General features: G+C 55.3%; 15 protein-coding genes. 7 read left to right on the top strand and 8 right to left on the bottom strand.

Annotated features, from left to right (window positions below; genetic code table 11):
• The first annotated feature begins 2 nt into the window (after nucleotides 1-2).
• The 4 genes from FHS27_RS05615 to FHS27_RS05600 are packed head-to-tail and all read left to right on the top strand — an operon-like array spanning nucleotide 3 to nucleotide 6701.
• A complete protein-coding gene (locus FHS27_RS05615; RefSeq protein ID WP_184302836.1) occupies nucleotides 3-794 on the top strand; it encodes a hypothetical protein in 792 nt (263 codons plus the stop codon).
• Complete coding sequence (locus tag FHS27_RS05610) at nucleotides 791-1822, top strand: vWA domain-containing protein (protein WP_184302833.1); 1032 nt, start codon at nucleotides 791-793, stop codon at nucleotides 1820-1822. The genes FHS27_RS05615 and FHS27_RS05610 overlap by 4 nt, the downstream gene beginning before the upstream one ends.
• Complete coding sequence (locus FHS27_RS05605; RefSeq protein WP_184302831.1) at nucleotides 1819-4017, top strand: vWA domain-containing protein; 2199 nt, start codon at nucleotides 1819-1821, stop codon at nucleotides 4015-4017. The genes FHS27_RS05610 and FHS27_RS05605 overlap by 4 nt, the downstream gene beginning before the upstream one ends.
• A complete protein-coding gene (locus FHS27_RS05600; protein ID WP_246419147.1) occupies nucleotides 4017-6701 on the top strand; it encodes a hypothetical protein in 2685 nt (894 codons plus the stop codon). The genes FHS27_RS05605 and FHS27_RS05600 overlap by 1 nt, the downstream gene beginning before the upstream one ends.
• An 87-nt stretch (nucleotides 6702-6788) precedes the next feature.
• On the opposite strand, the gene FHS27_RS05595 is transcribed toward FHS27_RS05600, so the two are convergent.
• The gene (locus FHS27_RS05595) at nucleotides 6789-7448 is read right to left on the bottom strand and encodes a 3-keto-disaccharide hydrolase (RefSeq protein ID WP_184302829.1); all 660 of its coding nucleotides are present in this window, start codon (nucleotides 7446-7448) and stop codon (nucleotides 6789-6791) included.
• A 415-nt stretch (nucleotides 7449-7863) separates the two neighbouring features.
• Here FHS27_RS05595 and FHS27_RS05590 point away from each other — a divergent pair, with 415 nt between their 5' ends.
• Nucleotides 7864-10431: a DUF6797 domain-containing protein gene (locus FHS27_RS05590; protein WP_184302826.1), complete on the top strand. Its 2568-nt coding sequence runs from the start codon at nucleotides 7864-7866 to the stop codon at nucleotides 10429-10431.
• A complete protein-coding gene (locus FHS27_RS05585; RefSeq protein WP_184302823.1) occupies nucleotides 10432-11019 on the top strand; it encodes a hypothetical protein in 588 nt (195 codons plus the stop codon). It abuts the gene before it with no gap.
• A 50-nt stretch (nucleotides 11020-11069) separates the two neighbouring features.
• Here the strand turns inward: FHS27_RS05585 and FHS27_RS05580 are convergent, their stop codons facing one another.
• The 6 genes from FHS27_RS05580 to FHS27_RS05555 form a co-directional block, all read right to left on the bottom strand.
• On the bottom strand, nucleotides 11070-12374 hold the full coding sequence (locus FHS27_RS05580; protein ID WP_184302820.1) for an ArnT family glycosyltransferase: 1305 nt from the start codon (nucleotides 12372-12374) through the stop codon (nucleotides 11070-11072).
• Nucleotides 12371-13297: an NAD(P)-dependent oxidoreductase gene (locus tag FHS27_RS05575; protein WP_184302818.1), complete on the bottom strand. Its 927-nt coding sequence runs from the start codon at nucleotides 13295-13297 to the stop codon at nucleotides 12371-12373. The genes FHS27_RS05580 and FHS27_RS05575 overlap by 4 nt, the downstream gene beginning before the upstream one ends.
• A 53-nt stretch (nucleotides 13298-13350) precedes the next feature.
• A complete protein-coding gene (locus FHS27_RS05570; RefSeq protein WP_184302816.1) occupies nucleotides 13351-14580 on the bottom strand; it encodes a formylglycine-generating enzyme family protein in 1230 nt (409 codons plus the stop codon).
• Between the two features lie 197 nt (nucleotides 14581-14777).
• Nucleotides 14778-15908: a hypothetical protein gene (locus FHS27_RS05565; RefSeq protein ID WP_184302812.1), complete on the bottom strand. Its 1131-nt coding sequence runs from the start codon at nucleotides 15906-15908 to the stop codon at nucleotides 14778-14780.
• A 63-nt stretch (nucleotides 15909-15971) separates the two neighbouring features.
• Nucleotides 15972-16844 (bottom strand): hypothetical protein, encoded by an 873-nt coding sequence (locus FHS27_RS05560; protein ID WP_246419144.1) that lies wholly within the window; start codon nucleotides 16842-16844, stop codon nucleotides 15972-15974.
• Nucleotides 16793-18424 (bottom strand): MotA/TolQ/ExbB proton channel family protein, encoded by a 1632-nt coding sequence (locus tag FHS27_RS05555; protein WP_315854468.1) that lies wholly within the window; start codon nucleotides 18422-18424, stop codon nucleotides 16793-16795. Before FHS27_RS05555 ends, FHS27_RS05560 begins: the two co-directional genes overlap by 52 nt.
• A gap of 384 nt (nucleotides 18425-18808) precedes the next feature.
• On the opposite strand from FHS27_RS05555, the gene FHS27_RS05550 reads away from it, so the two are divergent.
• Nucleotides 18809-22534, top strand: coding sequence for a PAS domain-containing protein (locus tag FHS27_RS05550; RefSeq protein ID WP_184302806.1), 3726 nt, complete (start codon nucleotides 18809-18811; stop codon nucleotides 22532-22534).
• Here the strand turns inward: FHS27_RS05550 and FHS27_RS05545 are convergent.
• Complete coding sequence (locus FHS27_RS05545; protein WP_184302803.1) at nucleotides 22497-23411, bottom strand: response regulator; 915 nt, start codon at nucleotides 23409-23411, stop codon at nucleotides 22497-22499. The two genes, FHS27_RS05550 and FHS27_RS05545, sit on opposite strands and share 38 nt — an antisense overlap.
• Nucleotides 23412-23441 lie beyond the last annotated feature (30 nt).

Here is a 23441-nt window from a genome sequence, read left to right as displayed (position 1 = left end):
ACGTGATGGAGTTCGTTCGAATTGCAATCATCGTTTTTTGCGGTGCTACCGGTTGGCTGACTACCCAAGCCACCGACCTGTCTGCGGGGATCACCGCACGATTTCATCCCGAGCATGCCCACCCTGGCGAAGCTGTTGAACTCCGCGTGGAGATGAACCGGACGCGTTGGGGACAATTCGAATTGCACGTCCCCTCCCATTCTGAACTGCATTCGATCGCTATCGAGAGAGTGCCTGTTGAGTTTTCCAAAGGCCAATATCGACAGCGTGAAAGCCTGCTCTTCCAACCCGTTGCCTCGGGAACCACCGTGATTGAGGACGCCTCCGTGTCACTCACGACGGCTGAGGGCACCCAACAAATCGAACTTCCTGCATTGCAATTAGAGGTGGCCCCTTTCGGCGAAACCGATCTCCAAAACACGCCCGAACCACTGCCCGCCGAACAGCCTGATGCCAAACAATCTCCTCGATTCGCGGCAACCGTCGCGGCGGTGCTGAGCTTGCTCGCACTACTCATTTTGGGCGGTCTCCTCATTGGAAAACGAGCACCGGAAGAAACCGTTCAAACGGACGCACCACGTTTACAAACAGATGGCATCATTCGTGATTTGAAATCCGGAACGATCCCACGAGACGACCTCGAACGGCTGCTACACGATCCTCAACACCAACTCTCCCACGAAACGCGATCCACGATCGAACGGACACTGTACGCTCACACCGCCCAGGTGCCGGAGCACGCCAGGGATGCGGCTGCACTGGCTTCCACGTTGCAAACGGAGCTGCAGGTATGAGCTTCGCCTACCCATGGCTCTTGCTATTACTGCCGTTGCCCGCGATAGCGGTTTTCTTCCAACGACGAACCCGGGGCACCCTCGCCGTCCCCTCGTTGCAACTCTGGCAACACGCCGATTCGGGAAGAGCCCGGTTTCTTTGGATCCCACCGACCCTCCGTGTCCTCGCCATGACCTTGTTCATCTTGGCTATGGCGAGGCCGCAGGCCGGATCAACACACACGACTCAGGTCAATGAAGGAATCGCAATCCAATTGTTGGTCGACGTCAGCAGCAGCATGGCAATGAACATTCAATTGCCCGACCAAGAACAGACAACACGAATGGAAGTCGCAAAAGAATTGGTGGAACGGTTTATCGCCGGTGACGGTGAAGAGCTCAGCGGTCGTGAAGGCGATCTTTTAGGGCTGGTCACGTTCGCGCGGTACGCCGACACACGAAGCCCGCTGACGTTCGGTCATGACGCGTTATTGCAGCTCGTTCGCTCACTCGAGATCCAAGAACGTCCCAACGAAGACGGCACCGCCTACGGTGATGCCTTGGCGGTAGCGGCCGCGAGACTGGAACAACTCGACGATCCCGAAGTCCGCCAACGTCGAAGTCTCGAAGGCGAAATCTCTAGCCGCGTCATCATCCTTTTGACCGACGGCGAAAACAATTCGGGGCAACACCAACCGATCGAGGCGGCGGGACTCGCCCGTCAATGGGGATGTCGCATCTACTGCATCAGTCTCGGTGACCACGCGCCGGGCAATCCCAATTCCCCTTCAGCTCCACCGCAGCTTTCCGAAGCCGAACGGGTGCTCGAACACATCGCAACGGAAACAGGTGGACTGTTTCGAACCGCATTTGACTTCGATTCGCTGCTCTCGGTTTACGCCGAAGTCGACCAACTCGAACAGTCGCGAATCGTGACTCGAAACTACACACGAGTATCGGAATTGTTTTGGCTGCCACTCGCAGTTGGCTTGTTCGCGTTGGTCCCCGCCTTGATCCTCGAAGCGACTTGGTTGCGGACGGTGCCATGAGTCCATTTGCATTCCAAAACCCGAGCCTGTTGGCGTTGCTGTTAACTCTGATTCCGGTCGGCTGGCTGATGCTCCGTGCACGGAAACGTCGCGAGATCGTTCGCCGGCAAATGGGTGGCTCCACAAACCAACCCTCCTCTTTACGTGATGGCTTGCGGCTGTTCGCGCTGCTGCTCCTACTATTGGCGGTCGCTCGCCCTGGCATTTTTCCTCGGCGTCATTCGGTCACCCAGAGCGGTCGCGACGTTGTTTTTGCACTCGATGTCTCCCAAAGCATGCTGGCCAAAGACGCGTTTCCCTCGCGACTCGAAGCTGCAAAAAATGGCATCCGCGACGCACTCGATAGTTTTCGATCCGAAAGAGTAGCGTTGGTGGTTTACGCGGGCAGCGCCAACATCCTTTGCCCCCTCACGCATGACTACGAATTCGTCCGCTACATGCTCGACCAAGCGACTCCGCGGGCAGTCGACTTCGGCGGTACAACGTTGCTCTCGGCGACCGAAAAGAGCGTCGACAACGTATTCGATTCCGAACGCAAGGGCATGCAGGATCTCGTCGTGCTGACGGATGGCGAGGAACACGGCGACCAAAACAAGCGGGTGGCCGAACTGCTTCAAGAAAACGAGACCGGTCTACTCATCATCGGCATCGGAGACTCCACCGTCGGATCTCGAATCCCAATCGAATCAGACGATGGCGAATCAGACGATGGCGAGCCAGACGTTTTGAAGCACGATGGTCATGTCGTAATGACAAAACTCAACGAAACGGGCCTGCAACAGCTCGCACGCATGTCGACCGATGCAACTTATGTTTCGGCCGGCACATCGGCATTCGACCTCGCCGGCACCTATGCGCAATACGCGATCAACAAACCGATCGCAGGCACCGCGGGAGGAGAAACCTACGTGGTCTACCGCGAAGTTGGCCTCCTACTCATCGGAATCGCGATTGCCATGTTGCTTGCCGCGGAAATTGCTGGACATCTTTCCGGAAAACATTTTTCGACGCGTGAACCGACGTCAAATCCATCGCCCAGCTTACTGCTAATCGCATTGCTCTCAACTATCGGCTGGAACACCGTGAACGCGGAGGACACGAGTCTTACCAGCCAATTTGAAACAGCGGCCCGTTTGCAAAACAGCGGCAAAACCTCCGAAGCATTGGAAGCGTTCGATGCAATCGAATCACAATGGCTCGCCTCGAGCCTTACCCCAACGCAACTAGCAACCATTCGATTCAATCAAGGACTGTGTCACGTGTCGCTAGCACAGGAGCAAGCCGAAGCGGAACCGCGACAGGCTCTTTCGCGAGCCCAAATTGCACAAAACTGTTTCTTGGAAGCGTGCCGAATGAACCCGCGATTCGTGCGAGCGGCGATGCGACTCGATCCCACCGCATCGCTGATCGAGAATTACATTCAACTGATCGAGGAAGAAGATGAACGCGAACAACAACTCCAGGAGCAGATGCAAAACCTATTGAAACTGCTCAAAGAACTAGAAGAGAAACAGACAGAACTTCGAAACGAAATTCCTGGTCGCCCCAATCAGAACACGCGATCTCGACGCGGCCAATCCGGCGTGGAACCTCCACCATCGGCTCCCGATTCCGCGTCTTCCGACGCCAAACGTTTTAGGCAGACTCAACGATCGCTCCACGACGAAGGTTCCTCGATTCGACAGATCATGCGATCAATCGACCAATCTATCTCATTGCAAAACGAGGCCCCGCTTTCGGATTCCGAGGTGAACGACTCATCGCAACCACAGGTCAGCGTCTTAGAGGAACCGCTGCGACTGATGGATCAAGTCGTCGACGCGCAGGAACAAGCGATCGGCAAACTTCAACAATGGAACTCATGGCCCGCGGGACGCGATCAACAGCTCGTCGCGATCAAAAAGATCCAAGAGATTCTTGAAATGCTATCGAGCAACGATTCAGGGGAATCAGATGAAGGCGAGTGGGATGAAGACGCCGAATACGATGAGATGATGGAAGCGAGTGACTCCGAAGAAGCCATGATGTCATCGATGCAAGGACAAGGTGACTTCGCGAGCGGTTCGTCCATGCAACCGCTGCCGGTGCCCAACTACAGTGTCGAAGATATCTTGATGGAAGAGCAGGGCAGTTTGCAGTTCAGACAACAGCAGCGAGCAAAGAGCAATCAGGCGAACGTGGAGAAAGATTGGTAATGATTGCTTCTTCCGTCTTTCGCGCACGCACACGGTTCAACACAGCGGTCTCGCTTCAATTCTCACGCATGACGTCGTTGCTGCTGCTCATCGTCTTGACCATCGTTTCGTCGTCGGTCGTGTTCGCGCAAAACGAAAACGGACCGGTGGAAAACAACCGTCCGAACAATAACATCACAACCAACGATTTAGCAACCAACGATCCCAACCAAACCGACGCGACCACCGTTGAGAGAGAGATCAGCGAAGTCGCGTTGAATTTGGATCAAGTAACTTGGTTCACCGATGTCGTTGCGACAGCCACCGTTGAGGTTCCCGAATCGGTCGTCGAACCGGACGAGATGCCGATCAGCGACGATGTTTCCCTCATCGACATATCCATCAGCGCAAAAACTCGGAGTGGTGACGCCCATAAAGCAGTAATCCGTTTCCTACCACGACGCACCGGTCTCTCGGTTTTCCCTTCACTCGAATTCGTCTCCGAGACACATTCCTATCGGACCCCCGCCACCCAGTTCATCGTCGGTGCTCCCAAATCGAGCGAAGAAATGCGATTCGAACTGTCGCCCGCATCAACTACGGTATACGCGGGCGATCCACTGCGGATGGACGTCACATGGTCGAGCCGAGAGGCCACCAATCGATTCCGATCTTTGCGCTGTTTCCCAGCCTTCTTCAACAACGATGACATCGAAGTCGTAATCCCGCGTTGCACCGCGGAAGAAGACCGCCAAATGGGAATGCCCTTCGGTGGTCGACGGCTTATTGTCGAACGTGTACCACCCGAAGATCAACCGACACAGTTCGGCACGGTGCATTTCTCAATGTTCGTCCGGTTTCACAAACCGGGGCTCATCGAGATTCCGGCGGTGCGACTGGAAGTTGCCTTACAAAACGGAAACGGTGGCGCCTTCGCTCCTTACGCCGCCTACTACAACAACGGACTGTTTGAACCGCTCTCGTCGTTGACGTCCTACGAGCGGGTGTTTGCCGAATCACCGCCGATGTCAATCGACGTAAAGCCTCTGCCCGGCGAAAATCGTTCAGAAAGGTTCAGTAACCTTTTCACTCCTTGCGAAATCGAAGTTTCGATTTCCGACCAAGAATTGGAAGTCGGGCAAGTCGTCGAGGTCGATCTTCGCGTCCACAGCAACGCACCGCACGGCATGCTGGACCTGAAACCACTCACACTCCAACGTAGCCTGCGTGGTCGATTCCATGTTTCACCCGAATTCGGCCGAACCTGGTATCCCGACGGAACCGGGTTCCGCGCCCGAGTACGCCCGCTTACCACCAACGTCACCGCGTTTCCCTCATTACAAATCCCGGTTTTCGACAGCGAGCGTGGAACGTACCGCGACATTCAAACCGCTTCGGTGCCCCTGACGGTCAACCCGCACGAAGGCAGTCGTTTTTTCGATGTCCGAAGGCTGGTGACAGAACCGACCTTAACTGATCAACCCGATGGAATTTGGCACAACGCACGGCCAACACAGATGACAGACTTCATGAATCGCTTCTCCGGAATCCTGGCCGAATATCTCTACGTTTGGCTAATCGCAGGCGTCGTGCTTTACGCGATCGCTCGTCCCTGGGTGATCGAACGACGACGTCGCGCAATTAACCCGTTGTATCGACTTCAGGCACTCGCTTACAAACAACTGCGAAACGCACCCGAGGGAACCACCGAAAAATGGCTCGCATTCCGCAACTTTCTGGCAACGGGTTTTTCAATGCCCGAAGGTGCATGGACGAGCGGGGATGCACAACGGCGGCTGCGTGACCTCGACTTAGCAGACGACGACATCGAGCTAATCGAGAAAGCACACGAGGCAGCCGACCAATCTGATTTCTCGAAACAGAAACCGACGTCAACGGTGCCGAATCTCAACCATCTTGCCGATCGTTTGTTTGCAAAATTCCGCACGCTCTCCGCTCTCCTTCTGCTCATCGGAGCGTTAACACCGTCGATCGGCTTCGGGTCAGAATGGAACGAAGCGGAATCGTTCTTTGAGGAAGCGCTGAAGTCGACGCCAGGATTGCCCGAAACCAATGCGTTGTACTCTCAGGCTGCGTTGAAGTTCGAGAGTGCAGCCACTTCAGAACACCGCCCGGGTGCGTCGTGGTTTAACGCCGGCAACGCATGGTTCCAATCCGGTGAACTGGGGCGGGCCATCGCATGTTATCGTCAAGCTCAGATTTACAGCCCCTTTGACCAACAGGTCCGAGAAAACCTCCGTGCCGCGAGAGCATTAACGGTCGACGTATTGGAAGAACCTCGCTCGCTGAGCCTGAGCGCACTTCCGCTTCGTTGGATCTGCGCGGCGATTGTGCCTCTAGGTTTCGGTTTAATAGCACTGCTATTGATCCATGAACGCTATCGCAACCTCGCAACCAAAATCAGCTGCATCGTTGCCACCACGACCGTTCTTGCTGCAATCGCTTTAGCCGTTAACGCCCACATGCATTCCGGCGGAGAAGGGGTTGTCATCGTCGGTGAAATCTATGGTCGCAAAGGCCCTTCCTACACGTACAACACCGCCTTCAACGAGTCGCTGCATGACGGTTTGGAATTCCGCGTCCTTTCACGCCGCGACGACTGGCTCGAGATCGAATTAGCCGACGGCCGACGGTGCTGGATCCCCGCCGATGAAACGCGATTAATTATCAATCGCCGCTTCTAAACTCTTCAGCTTCTGCAAGCAAAGCAACGGGCCCGGATCCACCGCAGCAGGACCGCCGACACCAGCAACATTCGTCCTGGGTGGCATTCAATCGTCCAGGGGCATGACTTCGACTTTGCGAATCTGAACTTTGCTACCAGGGTCATGCTGTTGGAACGCAAAGTGGCCCGCGGGATAGGTTTTGGCGAAGTCCATGTATTCGTACAGTTCGTTGCCATCGACGGCCACCTTCACCCGTGTCATCTCGCGTCCCCGCCAGACATCGTCGCGGACTTCTAATTCATAAGTGAACCAGGTGTCAGGTTTAACGTGTTGCTTGTAAACGTGACAGAAACCGTACAGCGAACCCGTGCGAATTGGGTCCCGGTGAGTGCTGTCGACCTGAGCCTCGTATCCATCCATGAAACCTGGTTTCCGTGTGGTACGGAAATAGACTCCCGAATTGCCACCGTCGTTGATTTTCACTTCAACACGGTATCGAAAATTCTTGTACGGGCCTTTCGTACAAACCAACATCGACTGACTGCCAGACCCTGACAGGGCACCGTCTTCAACTTCCCAGTAACTGTCCCGTTTGCCAACTTTCTCCCACCCCGCCATCGACTCCCCATCGAAAAGCGAAACCCACGATTCCTCCGCGGCATCCGCTTGCGAGGCCTTCTCGCCCGCCCCACAAGTCGCGGCGAAAAACACCACCGAAAAGAAACAAAGCGGCAAAACAAAACGAGGGATCAATCGCATCAACATTGATTCAAGTTCCTAGTGACGGGAAGAGGCAGCAAGGCAAAAGCAACAAGTTCGCGGTCAAAAACGCCACAAACCAAACCCGCAAAGATTGTACTCCACCCCCACCACAAATCCGACCAACCCAAACAAAATCAGCGCCTTCAGCATGGCCCCTCTCAGGACATACGCTGCTCTTCAACAGTTCTACACAGACTGAGTTCTTTCTTGATCGCAACAAACCAACCTGCGAATGTAGGGAACCTACACGAATTGTCCTAACTAGTCCGGCATCCAACCGATTGTGAGCAATGTCTGCAATTGCTTTATCATTACGGACGCATGCTCGCGCCGAGCCGTACAGCATGCAAACTGATTTGTTACGCTGAGACGCTAACACCCACGTAACGTTGCTTGAAACCCACGTGAAAGATCTTTTATGATGCCGGAATTCGTTTCACGATTTAGTTTTGTGTTCGCTGCTCTATTGATGATGACTGGCAGTCTCCCATCATCTGGTGGCGAAAGCCAGTCTTTGCTAGAACTGATTGAGGAGGCTGGATTGGAATGGGTTGCGAACGAGGCTCGTTTGCGGGGCGATCCGGTCGATGGGGCGTTGGTTTACTATGCTTCGGCGGCTTCGTGTGCGGCGTGTCATGAAGGTGACAATCAGGCGTCGCCGTTGGGCCCTATTCTTTCGCAATTGGGTGAAGGGATTACCGACGTGCATTTGGTTGAGGCGATTCTGCATCCGTCTCGATCAATCCGTAAAGGATACGAGACCATTCGCTTGGTGACTCATGACGGCGACATCGTTTCAGGCATGCTGGTGCGTGAAAATGATGAGACGATTGTTCTTCGCGACGCAGCAGATTTGCAATCAGAGATCTCCATTAAGAAGGACGAAATTGACGTTCGTTCGAGTGCTCCGACGTCAATGATGCCAGAAGGCTTAACGGCGACATTCAAGAATCAAAAAGAGCTACTGGATTTGCTTAGCTACCTCTTTGCAATTCACGAGGGCGGATCGACACGGGCAACGGAACTCAAACCGTCGCCCGAGCAACTCACGTCCAACGACGACCTCAGCAATCTAAATCATGCCAATATCATCCGCACCATCGAATCAGGCAAACTGAAACGCGGTCGTAAAATCTACGAGGCGTCCTGCGTTCAATGCCATGGCGTCGATGGCAACACTCCGTCGCTGCCGACCGCACGTGCGTTTGGAAAACAAAAACTGAAGTTCGGCGCGGATCCTTACAGCATGTTCATGACGCTGTCACGCGGAAATGGCTTGATGGCGGCAACATCCGCGTTATCGCCACGAGAGCGATACGAAGTCATTGGTTTCATTCGCCATCGATTCATGAAGGCGTCCAACCCAGATTACGAACCGGTCACTGACGAATACCTAGCGTCGCTGCCGCCCGGTACTGACATGGGCGAGTTCAAACCTGCCCCCGATCGCAACTACGGTCCGGCACTGGCCTCGCAATTGGGACGCGACGTCAACAGTGCGCTGACCATCCAATTGACCAACCAAACCATCTCGTATGACTTGCACACGTTGGACCAAGCGGCCATTTGGTCGGGAGGTTTTTTGGACGTCGACCAAACGCAACACAAACGAGGGCGTGGCGAAGGACAACCGAAGCCGAAAGGGAAACGGATCGATGGACTCTCGATGTGGAAATGGGGACACGATATAACGCTTGACTATCCGACAGAGGATCTCTTGCCGCGTGGTCCGCTCCCAGAACGCTGGCTCGACTACCATGGTCACTACCTTCACGGCGACCAGGTTGTCCTCGCGTATGCGATTGACGGCCGCGAAATACTCGAGGTTCCCGCAAGCGTTGAAGGACAGGATGCGATCCGCCACACGTTACAAATCGGCGGCGGAAAACCACTCGTGCTGACCGCCGCAATCTCTGGCCCAGATTCTCAGCCGCCATGGATTTCCGGCGACATCGATGGCGTTATTTTGAAAACAGATTACGCGAATCGCTGGATCATCCGAATACCTTCCGACGAACAAACACGAGTGATTGATGTTATTCGTTTCGCATCCGCGTCGGACGCCGACTCCTCAAAACCGCTTCCTCCAATCCAACCTCTGACGATGACGCACGGAGGTGATCCGCGATGGCCGGAGACGCTCGAAACGGTTGGCTATCAAGGCTTTGAACGTGGAGCGTATGCGGTCGACACCATCACGATGCCCAAAACCACGCCCTGGAATACTTGGTTCCGCACCTCGGCACTCGACTTTTTTCCCGATGGTCGCATGGCGGTTGCGACCACGGGCGGTGATGTGTGGATCGTCTCGGGCATCGACGAGGATCTGCTGAACCTCCAATGGAAACGATTTGCGGGTGGAATGTATGAACCGTTCGGCATCAAAGTGGTTGACGGGCTGATCTACGTTACGTGCAAAGACAGACTCACTCGATTGCACGATTTCAACAACGACGGTGAAGCCGATTTCTATGAAAGCTTTAGCGCAGACACGGACGTATCGACTTTCTTTCACGCGTTCAACTTTGACCTTCAAACGGATACCGAAGGCAACTTTTACTACGCCAAAAGCGGTCAATACACTGACTACAAACTGCCCGGTGCGGTCATCAAAATTTCCCCCGATGGGAAAACACGCGATGTGGTCTGCACTGGTTTCCGAACGCCCAACGGCATGGGGATTCTTCCCGACGATCGCGTCACGGTAAGTGATAACCAAGGCACGTGGATGCCCGCGTCAAAAATCAGCCTGGTGAAGCCTGGTGGCTTTTACGGTTACGTCCAAACACAGCGGAGTCGCGAGTGGGCCCCCGACGGTGGAAGAATCGACCACACGAAAGTCATTCCGCCAGAAACCTATGACCAGCCGATCATTTGGATGCCGCAGGAGGTCGACAACTCATCGGGCGGACAGTTATTCGTGGACGACGAGCGTTTCGGCCCGCTCTCAGGTCGACTGCTGCACACCAGTTTTGGGAAAGGGTGATTGTACTATCTCATGCAACAAGAGGTCACGAACGAGGAAGGCGAATTGATCACTCAAGCGGCGATCGTGCAATGCCCACATGATTTCGGAACGGGGATCATGCGTGGACGCGTCAACCCGTTTGACGGGCAAGTGTACGTGACCGGCATGAACGGATGGAACGAAAACGGGCGAGCGGGATTGGCCGATGGAGGCATCTACCGTGTTCGCTACACAGGCAAACCGACACGCATGGTGACGCAGTGCGAAGTGTACTCTGACACCTTAAAACTGACCTTTAATTTCGAACTCGATCGTCAGTCTACCCAAAACGTCAGTTCTTATGTTGCCGAACAATGGAACTACCAATGGACACGCGGGTACGGATCGGCGAATTACCATCCTGTCACCGGAGAGGTTGGCAAACAGAGATTGCTGATCGAGCAAGCCAAGCTTGATAGGGACGGAAAAACGCTGCGTCTGCACATCCCGGACTTACAACCTGCCGATCAACTCCATCTGCAAATGAAGCTAACGGATGATGTCGGAACGCCATTTACTGAAGATGTCTACTGGACGATTCACGCGATTCCAGCACCTCCGCAATGAACCGCTTCCTCCCGACGCACACCGCGTTTCAACCTGCCTCAAGAGGATTACTACCGTCGCCGCACGACCGCGGAAGCGGCGATGGCCAACGCTGGAATCGCCGGTGATCGCATTCGCGGATTGCTCCAATAAACCGCGTGCACTCCACTCAGCGTGATCACCAAAGCGATCGCTGGCCACCATCGAATCCATTCTCGCCAGTGACGCGGATAGAGGTAATCCCGGTATCGCCACGCCGCCACGAGAATGAAAACGTACACCGTAGTGTGAAAGAGACCGACAGCGAGAATCGACGCCGTCGACCGACCAACCGTTGCGTGAGGAAATGGCTGCCACAAACGCGACATACGAACGCCGCACGAGTAGCAAAACATTTCTTGACGAGAAGAGATCACCGACTTGGACGCCTCATACGCGACTCGGTCATCGGCCCACTCATCACCGGTGTGTGGCAGCGATTGATACTCTTCGAAAAACTCACTCGGCTCCCACGCTTCACTATGCCACAGAGGTTGCCACGGCTTCTGTTCGAGATAGTCGTAGAATGAATCGTTGTTTGCCAACAAAAGCGTGTAACCACCATGCGTCGTTCCCCACACGGGATGGCCGATCGCGGTCATATTCCTGAGCGTCCAGGCGTTGACTCCTCCCACGATCACGAGGAGCGCAGCGGCGATCACCGCGGTACGCCGAATCCGACAAACCGGGCCGGCAAACCACATAGCGGGCACAATCATCGCCGACCAAACCAAAAACGTGGGTCGACACAAAATCGTTAGCAACAGCAAGCCCCCCATGACGCCCGCGTTGAGATAGGAGGGCATCTTCGAAACGTTACAATCGTCCGATGTATCAGATACCGACACACGACAAACCCTCACCACCCACCACCACCAAACGATCATCGCGAGCGTCGTGGCGATCGTTTCGGTCATCACGAGCGTGGACTGCCATAGCAGAATAGGGTCGACCAACACGATCATTGCTGCCACCAAACCGGCGCGAACGGAAATCAGTCGACGGGCAATATCCCATGTAAGTCCGACGGCAATCCCACCGAGGACGAACTGCAGAATGGCGGGTGGAAGATTCGACAATTTCCCGTCGGCACCGACGAACCAAGACAGGAGCCACGGGTACAACGGCGGACGAAACGCGGTCGGACGAGCCTCACCGTCTCCCACCGGCAATCCGAACACACCGGTCGAGGAAAGAGTCTCCGCGATCACGCGGTAAGCATCCGGATCATCACTCAATGCGTGCGATCTCGCGATAATAAATCCGCCTCGAACGACCACCACCGCGATGACCAAGAACAGCCAACATGGCCAACCGCGACGAAAGCTGATATTCAAGTCCAGTCCATTCCAGACATGTCGGCGACGGCTCGAACGAGAGCTTGCGTCCCCGCTCGTTCGCCACCTTTGGCCATCAACGAAAGATAAAGCTGTTCGGCGAGTGCCAGCCCGGGCAACGACAACTTCATCCGTTTGGCCTCGGCGAGGGCGATGCCCATGTCTTTGACGAAATGCTCAACATAGAAACCAGGTTCAAAATCTTGCTCGATCATCCGTGGTGCGAGATTACTCAACGACCAACTGCCAGCGGCGCCGGAGGAAACCGACTTGAGAACAGTTGGTAAATCGAGCCCTGCACGGGACGCATACACGAGCGCCTCGCACACGCCGATCATGCCGGTGGCAATCAGTGTTTGATTGACCATTTTTGTATGCTGGCCCGCGCCCGCGCCGCCTTGGTGCACGATCGTTTTACCGAAACATTCAAAGCACGGCATCACGCGTTGGACGACATCATCGTCACCGCCGATCATGATCGACAATGTGCCTTCTTTCGCGCCACGGTCACCACCCGACACCGGTGCATCGAGAGCATGCACACCGCGACTTTTGGCGACGTCGTGAATTTCAATAGCCAGCGACGGTTCACTCGTCGTCATGTCGACGAGAACTCCACCCGGACGCAGCCCTGCGAGCACGCCACTTTCGGAGTCCATGAAAACATCTCGCACGTCAGCGGGATAGCCAACGATCGCGAAAACTATTTCAGCCTTCTCGGCAACTTGCTTCGGTGAATCGGCCCACTGGGCGCCTTGGTCGAGCAAATCCGCGGCTTTGGATCGCGTCCGAGTTGTCAGCGTGACGGGAAAACCGGCGGACAGCAAATGCCCAACCATGCTACGTCCCATGACGCCTGTGCCAACCCAACCGATCGGCGTTTTGCCTGCCACCGCAGGCGATACTGCTCCGTCGTGATTCAACGAACTTCGGTCCTTCCAGTGTTTACCGCGAAAGTGGCCACGGCGAAGAGAGTTTATTCACCGAGTTGCTTGGCTGCTTCGCCGAGCTCTTCGTCGACATAGCCGTATCCGCTGCGTCCTTCGCTCACGCGACTTTCGACGTCGTCGAGCGTTTCTTGCGAGGATGCTTCCCAAAACTTGCTGATAGTTTCATCAGGCAGCGATTCGAGCGAACGGAACAAACGGAAACCAACACCGCGAGACGGGTCGCTCGTAAACCACCACGGGCTGCGTGGAAAGTTTGGATCTTCCGATTTCCATTCTTCATCGTCCGATGCCAAGCGTGCAGCACTGCGAAGGTCTGGCGGATCCATTTCCCAACTGCCACCGCGGGCTACGCACGGGTAAGGATTCTCGGGCCAACGCGTGGCACTCGTGGCGTCGCCGGGATTGGTTTCCTTCATCCATTCGTATCCGTCTTCGGTGTACTCATTGACCGTCCACTCGGCAGCATTGCCGTGCATGTCGTGAAGTCCGAACGCGTTTGGCTTTTTAGATCCGACGTCACCGGGACCGTCGAGCGAATTGTCGAAATACCACGCGTAGTCTTCGATCTCGTCCGCATCGTCTCCCCAACTGTATGCAGTCGTGGTTCCTGCACGTGCCGCGTATTCCCATTCCGCCTCGGTTGGCAAGCGATACTGGACGCCCGTCATTCGAGCGAGCCATTTAGTGAATTGCTGAGCAGCGTACTGTGTCATCGTGACCGCAGGCTGCGTTGCTTTCGAACCGTATTCGAACGTAAACGATGGATCGTAGAGTTCCGTCGGCGCCGTCACCGCGTCGGCCATGTTTGACTCATCAACGAGCCGGATCCCTTGCGATTCGAACTCTTTGAAAACGCCGTACATTCGCATGTATTCTTTGTACATGTCCCAGCGAGTTTCCGTCTTGGCCACCCACATCGGTTTGACTTTCAATGGGATCGTTGGCCCCTCATCGTCCACGAAATCTTCGGCGTCCTCGGGTGTTCCGAGCGTGAAGGCGCCACCGGGGACAGGAATCATTTCAAACTGGATGTCCGTTCCAGGAATCCGTTGGGTGTAAGGCACCATGAACGTGCCGTCTTCCAGAGCAACCGACGGCCCTTCGGCGGGCTTCTCCGTCGCGATTCCCAAACTTGATTTCGTGGCAGTCGCGTCAGCGAATGAAACCGTTGAGCAAGCTAGAATGGGAGCAAGACCGACCAGCCAGGCCAACAGGGGAGAGTATTTCAATTTTCGATTCGGTTTGGTGCAAAGCATGAGATTCAAGCCACGAGATCAGATCGAGGCTTCAGATTGAGGGAGGGTGTTGAGGCGGGAAAGAACGGGTTTGCATAGCGAGCCCCTATTCTAGACGTCCTCGCGGCTAATGCCACCGCTACCCAGGCGAGATTTTCTCAGCCTGCGGCATCTCAAGCTGCTCTCGGTCGCTTGTTGTCTCCGCCGATTGGTCGAATTCAGTCGATCAAATTGTTCGGCTTCGGTTTCGTATTCGGGTCTGGCGGCGGAGTCGGCTTCTTCGGCCGGGGCGGCCCCAACTCGATGCCACCGGGGACTCCCGTCTGGTATTGCCAATCGCCTGATTGTGGCTCCCAACCCGCGAGAACGCCCGATTCGGTGAAGAAACGGCGAGCCGTTACGTAGACGCCAAAGCTATCCGGCAGCACGAAAAAGCGAGCGTACATTTTTTCCGGATCGATGGCCCCTAGCAAGCGAGGTGAGCGAATTCGGGAGCGTGGGTTAGCGATCTCCTTCTCTCCCGCACCGTCGTCCGGACGCGGCGAAAAACGCAGACGCGGGAAGCGGTTTGCTGCGACAAAATACTCCACATCAAAAAACTCATCCTTATCCGTCAATCGCTGCCAGTACTCCGTAAACCGATTGGCGTCGATGCCCTTGCTCGGATCGCGATCGAGTTTGAACCTGGCGATGATCCGTCGAGCCTGAGCTTCCGCTCGCTCTCGAAAGTCGTCGAGGCGAAGCGGATAGAGTTGCTCGTTGGCACAGATCAAGACCAACTGTTTCGCACCCGAAGGTGCCGGCCGTGGATTAGGAATACTGACCTCGATATCCGCAGGTGCGGGCGTGTTCGGCGTTGACTCCAGTTTCGCTTGCAGTTCGGCTTTGCGTTCGAGCGAACGTTCGAGTTCGGCCTGCAGTTTTTCACGCGTGGCCTGCGTGTCCTCAATCATCCTCCGGTTCGCTTCGGCCTTCTCTCGGTCCTCTTCAATCTTCACGGCATACGAATTTTTCTCCTGCTGCTTTTTGGCAAGTTCTTTCTGCCGTCGTTCGAGCAGTTCACGTTTGAGCTCGAGTTCACGGCGTTGTTTCTCGGGATCGATATCGAGAGGGTCGACAAGAACACGTTGCAGTTCGTCTTGCTCTTCTTTCTTGTTGACCAATTGCTCGGTGAGTTCAACGAGCGTTTCATCGTCGATTTGGTTCTCAGCGGTGATTCTGGTCACGACGTCCGCCACGCTGATCTGCGTCACGATAAGCACGAGCACCAAGATGCCAACGACATTCGTCATCGTGTCGAGCAGAGAATCGAGTCCGCCGTCGTCATCGTCGTCTGGTTTGCGTCGCATAAGTGACAGGAGGAAAGAGAATGAATGTTCAAATAGAGTGAAGTCAGACCTATCGAAGCGAGATTACTCGCGAGGTTCGTCGGTTGCGAACTGACTCAGATCGATTCGCCCTTGTCCGACGATCGGAATTTTTCCGTTGCGAACGTCGCGTTCATCACAGAGGCTTTTGCATGCCCGGTAAGTCCCCAAAGCATCGCTGCGAACCAGAAATACAATCGAATCACGAGTGCCGTTGACGACTTTCTCCATCAGTGCGATGAAGTCCTCGTCCTTGGCGACGTCTGCTCGGCGAATCCGTTTGGTGGGATTGATTGAATGCAGAACGATCGAATCGGCGGCACATTCAACAAAGTGCGGAATGAAGTCCAACCCGCTGCCCTGAGGCAGCACCGTCACGTTTGCTTCACTCGCATCAATCCTTTCGGCGAGGTCTTTTTCCAACTGAGCGACTTCCGATCGCAGTGCGTCGGCTTGGGATTGCATGTCGGCGGCGGTTTCTCGCAAAGATTGGTCGACCGGCGGAATGACGATTTCAACCGCCTTCTGTTCCGCCAGCTCCTTTTCAACTTGCTCGAGTTCCGCGAGTAGCTCCTCTAGCTGGGTGACGGTCATGCTGAGCAATTGTTTCTGTTCACGCAGTTGCAAGGCGGATGAATTCGAAACCGAAATCTCGCGACGAAGGTTCTCGATCGCCTCGTCAGTTTCTCGGAGTTCTTTCGTCTTTTGTTCGAACTCCTCGATCTGCGCCACGTCAGGCGTGTCGGTCTGGGCGAGCGCGAGCGTTGCGATCATCATCGTCAGAACGCCGATGACCGACGCAATGATGCTGAGGAACGGGAACAAAGAGATGTCGTCGTCGGAACTGTTTCGCCTCCTCGCCATGGCTACGGCCTCCTGCCGCCGCGTCGGGAAGCCTTGGCGTTGCGACCGAACCATCCCTTCTTCGCCGTCGACGCCGATTCGACCTGCTGCACGATGACCTGCTTGTCACCGAGTTGGGTCAGCACCGAACTGAGGCTGGAGAGCCCCGTCTGAACTCCGTCGAGATGCTTCGTCAACGTTTCGCCGGTTTGCGAGTAGGTCTGGTTGACCTGATTCTGCAGCGATTCGGTTTGCAAAGCGAGATTGGTGAGGGTCGACTGAATCTTATCTGCAGCGTTGGCCATCTGATCGAGTTGAGCCTGCAGACGTGCCTGCTGATCGAGTTGTTGTTCGTGCAGCACGTGGACATGTTTTTTCTGCTGCTCCTCGATTCGGTTGTTCACCTCGTCCCATCCTTTGGACACCTGTGACGTGAGCCGTCCCCCGATGGCATCGAGCTTCGAAAGCCATCGTTCCATTTCGGCGTGTTGTGTTCCGAGTGCTTGCTCAACGGCATCGCGAAACACTTGCGTGTCGGCCGCATCTTCGCCGCTTGCGAGTCCACGTTCGGCACCGCCCTCACGACCATCGTTCAACCTGCGCAGGAGATTCTCGTTGCAATACTCATCAACTCGTGTGATCAGATCCTCTTCGCCTTTCTGCAAGGCCGACGCGGGAATCTTCACCAGCATGCTCATGATCAGCGCGAGCAAGGTTGTGTCAAACGCGGTTCCAAGACCTCCGAAGACTTCTTGCAACGCACCTTTCATCGCATCCATGCTGCCGCCGCTGCTGAGGCTTCCCGCGAGACTCGCGACGGCGCTGCTAACGCCCATCACCGTGCCGATAAAACCGAGTATCGGCAACGCCCAAATGAAGACCTTCAGGACGGTGTAACTGCCGGCGACGTTGTTCGCATCGATTTCCGATTGCGATTCCATCATCGTGACCGTTTCGGCTGCACTCTTTCGTACTCGAAAATGCTCGATCCCTCGAACAACACGGTTGATCAAGAAACTATCGCTGCTGGCTCCCGGCAATTCGTTGATATGCTCGATAAAGCCATCAATCGAATTGATCGTGATTTCGGGTGAGACCTCAGTGGGCAACACGTCAAGCAGCATCGCATCACGTTGTTGTTGCAACCTCATCCATTTCAACACCAGAATGGCGATCGCCCAAAACATCAAGAACGTGGTGGGAAAAGGCACCGGCCCCCGCAACCAAAACAGTGCACCAAAGTAGCTCTCTCGAAACGGATACAGCACGCCGAACCAAACCACCGTGACTGCCGCAGCGATGAGCCCAGACAACACGAGGCTAACATCGCTGCTGGCCGACTCGCTGTTGGAACGGAACCAACTCTTTTCGGCCCGCTTTCGTCGGACGGTTTTGCCGCGTTTAGGAGCTTCGACCGCAATCGAGGGTGTCGCCCCTGCGGCGGCCGAAACGGCAGCGGATTGCCCACCCGGATTTTCGGCGGCAGGTCGGTCCACGCCACCACCGGACGTTGTCGAAACGGTTGCCGTCGCCTCGGATGCCGCGTCTGCTCGTTCGCTCGCTCGCTCGCTCGGCGGTCGCGGATCAATCTTGATGTCTTTTAACGATCCTTCCGGTTCGTTCGATTCTGCGGGTGGCGAATCTGGAATTCGCACGGTGGCTCGACAATAGGGGCATGCACGACTTTTGCCGCACAAGTTGTCAGAGACCTTCAGTGACTTGCCGCATTCGGGGCAGGAGATTTTGAAAAACGTGGCCATTGCGCGCGTTCGAAACGTACTCGTGGGAAGACCGATAAATGAAGACATGGATTGATTAAACCCGCGTCGCACCCAAATGAACTCACCGCGAAAACTCGGGGATCCCAGATGGCATCGTCTCAACGTAATCGATCCGATGCGACGACGCACCAATTTGCGTGGGTGAGGATTGTGGCGTTTGAGTCATCAAATCAATCGCTTCGGGCCAATTTGTTTTCTGTTAATTCGGTGTGGGCTGGGTAGAATAAAAACGAGCAATTCCCCACGCGAGCCGATTTCATGAACCACTCCAAGCCTCAAAACACTCGGTCTGCTGCCAGCGACAACGGTGCGGCGTCGCACGACGTCTACCACAGCCTCTACCAAAAGGCCGCTTGCTCACGTCAAAATCGAAGCGAAAGACTGGACCTATGCGTTCTACGAAAGGATCGCGAAGGACGGATTTTGGAAGTGAACGAGGCCTTCTGTGAATCAGTCGGTTTGGAGCGTGATCAGATCATTGGCAAAACAGACTACGACCTTTTTTCGTCGGAAGTAGCCCAGGTCGGATGCGAGATCGAACAAAAGGTGATGGAGAGCGGGCGACCTGATCACGTGATCGAGGAGTACCTACCCAAAGTTCGCGACCGTGACATCCTCGACTTCGACATGCTTCGCGGGGAACTCTGCGGTGCCTGTTTCCTCGAGGTCATCCGCCTTCCGACATACGACTCCGATGGAACCATCACCGGTGTCGAGGTGATCTGTTGGGACGTGACACAGCAAAAGCGGACAGAGGCTGAACTAAAGCACACTCGTTTTCTGATGGACGCTTGGTTCGACAACATTCCTGACGCGGTTTACTTCAAAGATCGCAAAAGTCGATTCATCCGAATCAGCCAAGCGCAGGCGGAGATGTTTGGTCTCGCTAAAGCGGACGACGCGGTAGGGAAGACCGATGCCGATTTCTTTGGTGACGAGCATGCCTCCGATGCACTCGAAGACGAGCGATGGATCATCCGCACCGGGGAATCCATCATCGGCAAAGTCGAAAAGGAAACCCGCGAAGGCAAACCGGACTCGTGGTGCTCGACCACCAAAATGCCACTGCGGAACGATCGCGATGAAATCATTGGCACGTTTGGCATTTCACGCAACGTGACCGCCCAAGTGCGTGCCGAAACGGAACTCGCACGCGAACGTGACTTGCTCAAGACGATCATGAACAACATCCCTGACATCATCTATGTCAAGGATCGATACAGCCGATTCATGACGGGCAATCAGGCGATCCTCGACATGTTGGGCGTCAAGGATGTGAGCGAGCTCATCGGCAAGACCGATTACGATTTCTCACCTCCGGAGCTGGCCTGCAATTTCGTTGCCGACGACCAAGTCGTGATGCGTTCAGGCGAACCTTTGATCGACCAGGAAGAAACCATCTTCCGATCGACCGACGGTAAATCGACGTGGCTCTTAACGACAAAGGTTCCGTTGTTCGGCAAAGACGGCAACGTGATGGGGATGGTCGGCATCAGCCGCGATATCACCGCCCGTCGCATGGCGGCCGAAGAATTGCTGGCGGCAAAAGAAATCGCGGACGCTGCGAACTCTGCCAAGAGCGAATTCCTGGCGAACATGAGCCACGAAATCCGGACCCCGATGAACGGTATCCTCGGCATGACGGAACTGCTCTCGGGAACCGAAATGACCGCCGAACAGCGAGAGTTCCTCACGCTGGTGCAGCAGTCTGCGGACTCGCTACTGCGACTTCTCAACGACATTCTAGATTTTTCAAAGATCGAAGCCGGTCGACTCGAACTCGATACGGTGACATTCAATTTAAGAGACTGCATCGGAAAAGCGATCAAGCTGCTCACTCTCAAGGCCAACGAAAAAGGGCTCGAACTCGCTGGACGCATTGACCCGAGGATTCCGAACGAATTGATCGGCGACCCCGGCAGACTCCGTCAAATCGTTGTCAACTTCGTCGGCAACGCGATCAAGTTCACCAACAGCGGTGAGGTCGTCGTTGACGTTAACCCCGAAACACTCGACGACGACGAAGCAGTTTTGCACGTCACAGTGCGCGACACCGGCATCGGGATCGCGAAAGAAAAACAAGAGAAAATCTTCGAGGCGTTCTCACAAGCGGACGCATCGACGACCCGGCGATTCGGAGGCACGGGACTGGGGCTCACGATTTCGGCTCGGTTGATCCAGATGATGGACGGAAAAGTGTGGGTCGAAAGCGAACTCGGGGTGGGCACGACGTTCCATTTCTACGTGCGACTGGGGATCTCGCCTGACCAGACTCCACGCCGGCCCGCCGCCTTTTCCAAAATCGCCGGAACCCGCGTGCTCGTCGTTGACGACAACGCGACGAACCGTCGTATCTTGCAAGAAATTTTGCAGTTGTGGAATCTCAAACCGGTCATGGCGGATGACGGCGAGACCGCCCTCGACGTCATCGCCGAATCAATTTCCGAAGGCAATCCGTTCGGCCTGATCCTCCTCGATTACCACATGCCTAATCTCGACGGTGTCGGTTTTGCCGAACAACTCGTCAAACGGTCAGACGAGTTTCGACATGGCCCGATCGTGATGCTCTCGTCCTCGTTCGCGGGCTTGAGTTCGCCGCGCATGCGTGAACTCGGGATCAACCGCTATCTAACGAAACCGGTCATCGCGTCCGAACTCCGCGACGTCGTACTCGAAGTCATGGGGGTCGACCATGAGAAACGTTTGCTTCCGCCGCAGAGAGATCCGCATCCCAAAATCGCACCTCGAAAAATCCTCTTGGTCGAAGATGGAATCGTTAATCAAAGGGTCGCTCTGGGATTCCTCAATAAATGGGGACACCAAGTCGAGTTGGCAGTCAACGGACGCGAAGCGATTGACGCACTTGAACGGGAGAATTTCGACATCGTTCTTATGGACATTCAAATGCCAGAGATGAACGGTTTCGAAGCCACCACGGTGATTCGGGAAGGCGAAAAGACGACAGGGAAACACCAATTCATCGTCGCAATGACCGCCGAAGCGATGAAAGGCGATCGCGAACATTGCCTCGCCGCAGGCATGGACGACTACATCTCGAAACCCTTCGATGTTGCCGACCTACAGAGAGTCCTCGCCGAAGCCCCGGCGTCACTCAACGCGGATGATGAATCGTTGAACCCGAAAGATGCCGTCGCATTGAACGAAGCGTCGCTGTTCAACGAGCGATCGGCACAGAACGAACGCATTCGCTCCTTTGAACAACCACAACCCAATGGCGTTGGAGAGCCCGCGTCGACCGATCCGGCAGATGACCGCGACGAAACAACCGAAGTTGAGTCTCACGAAACGGAAGCACGCGGAGAGCAACCGACCGGCGTGAGAGGCCAGTCACACTCCGAGAGCAACCCCCAAGACAGAACTTCAACGCACGCTAGCGAGACCGAACGCGTCAACGCCCAAGAACACGACAACACAAATCGACGCCGCGTTGCCCCCAAGCATGAAATGGCATTGGATGAGACGCCCTCATTTAGGGAATCCGAACCGGAGCACGATGACGAGTCGGAAAACCCATCGACTCAAACCAATGCGAGGCTCGACGACGGTTCATTTGGCGAGAAGTTGCCGACGCGTCAAGCCACGCCCCACTCGCTCGACACGGATGAGGACGCATGCCCTTCGGCATGGGCAACGGTCCTCAACAAAACGCGAGGCGACGAAGAGATGGCGAGGCAACTCGCATTCGCGTTTATCGAAGAAGCCGACCAATTGCTTCCGTTGATGCGTGATCAACTCAACGAAAGCGATGCGTTGGCCTTGCACCGCAGTGCTCACACGCTCAAAGGTGCCGCCGGTTGCCTCGGCGCCGAACCGGTGATGGCGTCCGCCCAACGTTTAGAGAGGCAAGCCAACACGGGCGACATTTCGACGGCCGCGTGGATGCTCGACGAGCTCGTTCGATGCACTCGGTCGTATATGAGCGACCTCAATCAGTCTCAAGAGACGCGTCCGCCTTCCGCTTGAACATCACGATTTCGGTGCCTTCGGCGTTATGTGTGACTTTGTCCATGAACGCGTTGATCAACAAAAGCCCTCGTCCGCCGCATTCACCGAGATTGCTGAAGTCAGTCGGATCGGGCAACGCCCCGACATCAAATCCCGTGCCTTGGTCACGAATCGTGAAGGTCACTTCTTCACGGTTGGCCTCCATCAGGATCGTCACGTGTCGATCACGGTACGGTTCCTGCTTTTGTCGAGCGTGAACGACTTCGCGGAACTGCTCGTCGGTCCCTTCGTAACGCAACTCGGTCGATATTTCGAGGTTGCCGTGGATGATCGCGTTAATGAGCGCCTCATCCAACGCCGTCGAAATTTGCATCTGCATCGTATCGTCGAGCAAGCCGAGTTCCGTCAACGGTTGTTCCAACCGGGCAATCACGTTCGGAACTTCGACGTCGTTGTTGCCGAGCGACATTTCCAGGTGGACGGATTTCAACAGTGACGATGGCTTGGTGTGATGATCAGCCACATCGACCATCGACAACATGCGTTCGATCGTCGGCACCAAATCTTCGTTCAACGTTCGCTTGGGAACGTAACTGGACGCACCGAGACGCAGTGCCTTGGCCGCAATTTCTTCGCTGCCCTTCGCCGTCGTTAGGACAATCGGCAAACCGGCAAATTCCTCGCGGAGGGCAGCGACCAATTGCAGGCCGTCCATTTCCGGCATCTGAAGGTCGGTCACCACGATCGCGGGTCTGCGTTCGCGTATTGATTCGAGCGCCAGTCGTCCGTTGCTAGCCGTCACCACCTCATATCCGTGCTGCTGCAGCATAATCTGCATGCCGGTAACCTGAGTGATGCTGTCATCAACGGCAAGGACGAGAGTGGGTTCAGGCATGTTCAATTCGTGACAGTTGAATTGGTCAGG

The organism is Aporhodopirellula rubra (assembly GCF_014192335.1).
Classification (GTDB): domain Bacteria; phylum Planctomycetota; class Planctomycetia; order Pirellulales; family Pirellulaceae; genus Rhodopirellula; species Rhodopirellula rubra.
Note: the sequence above shows the minus strand (reverse complement) of the source record. Positions and strands in the feature narration are given on the sequence as shown.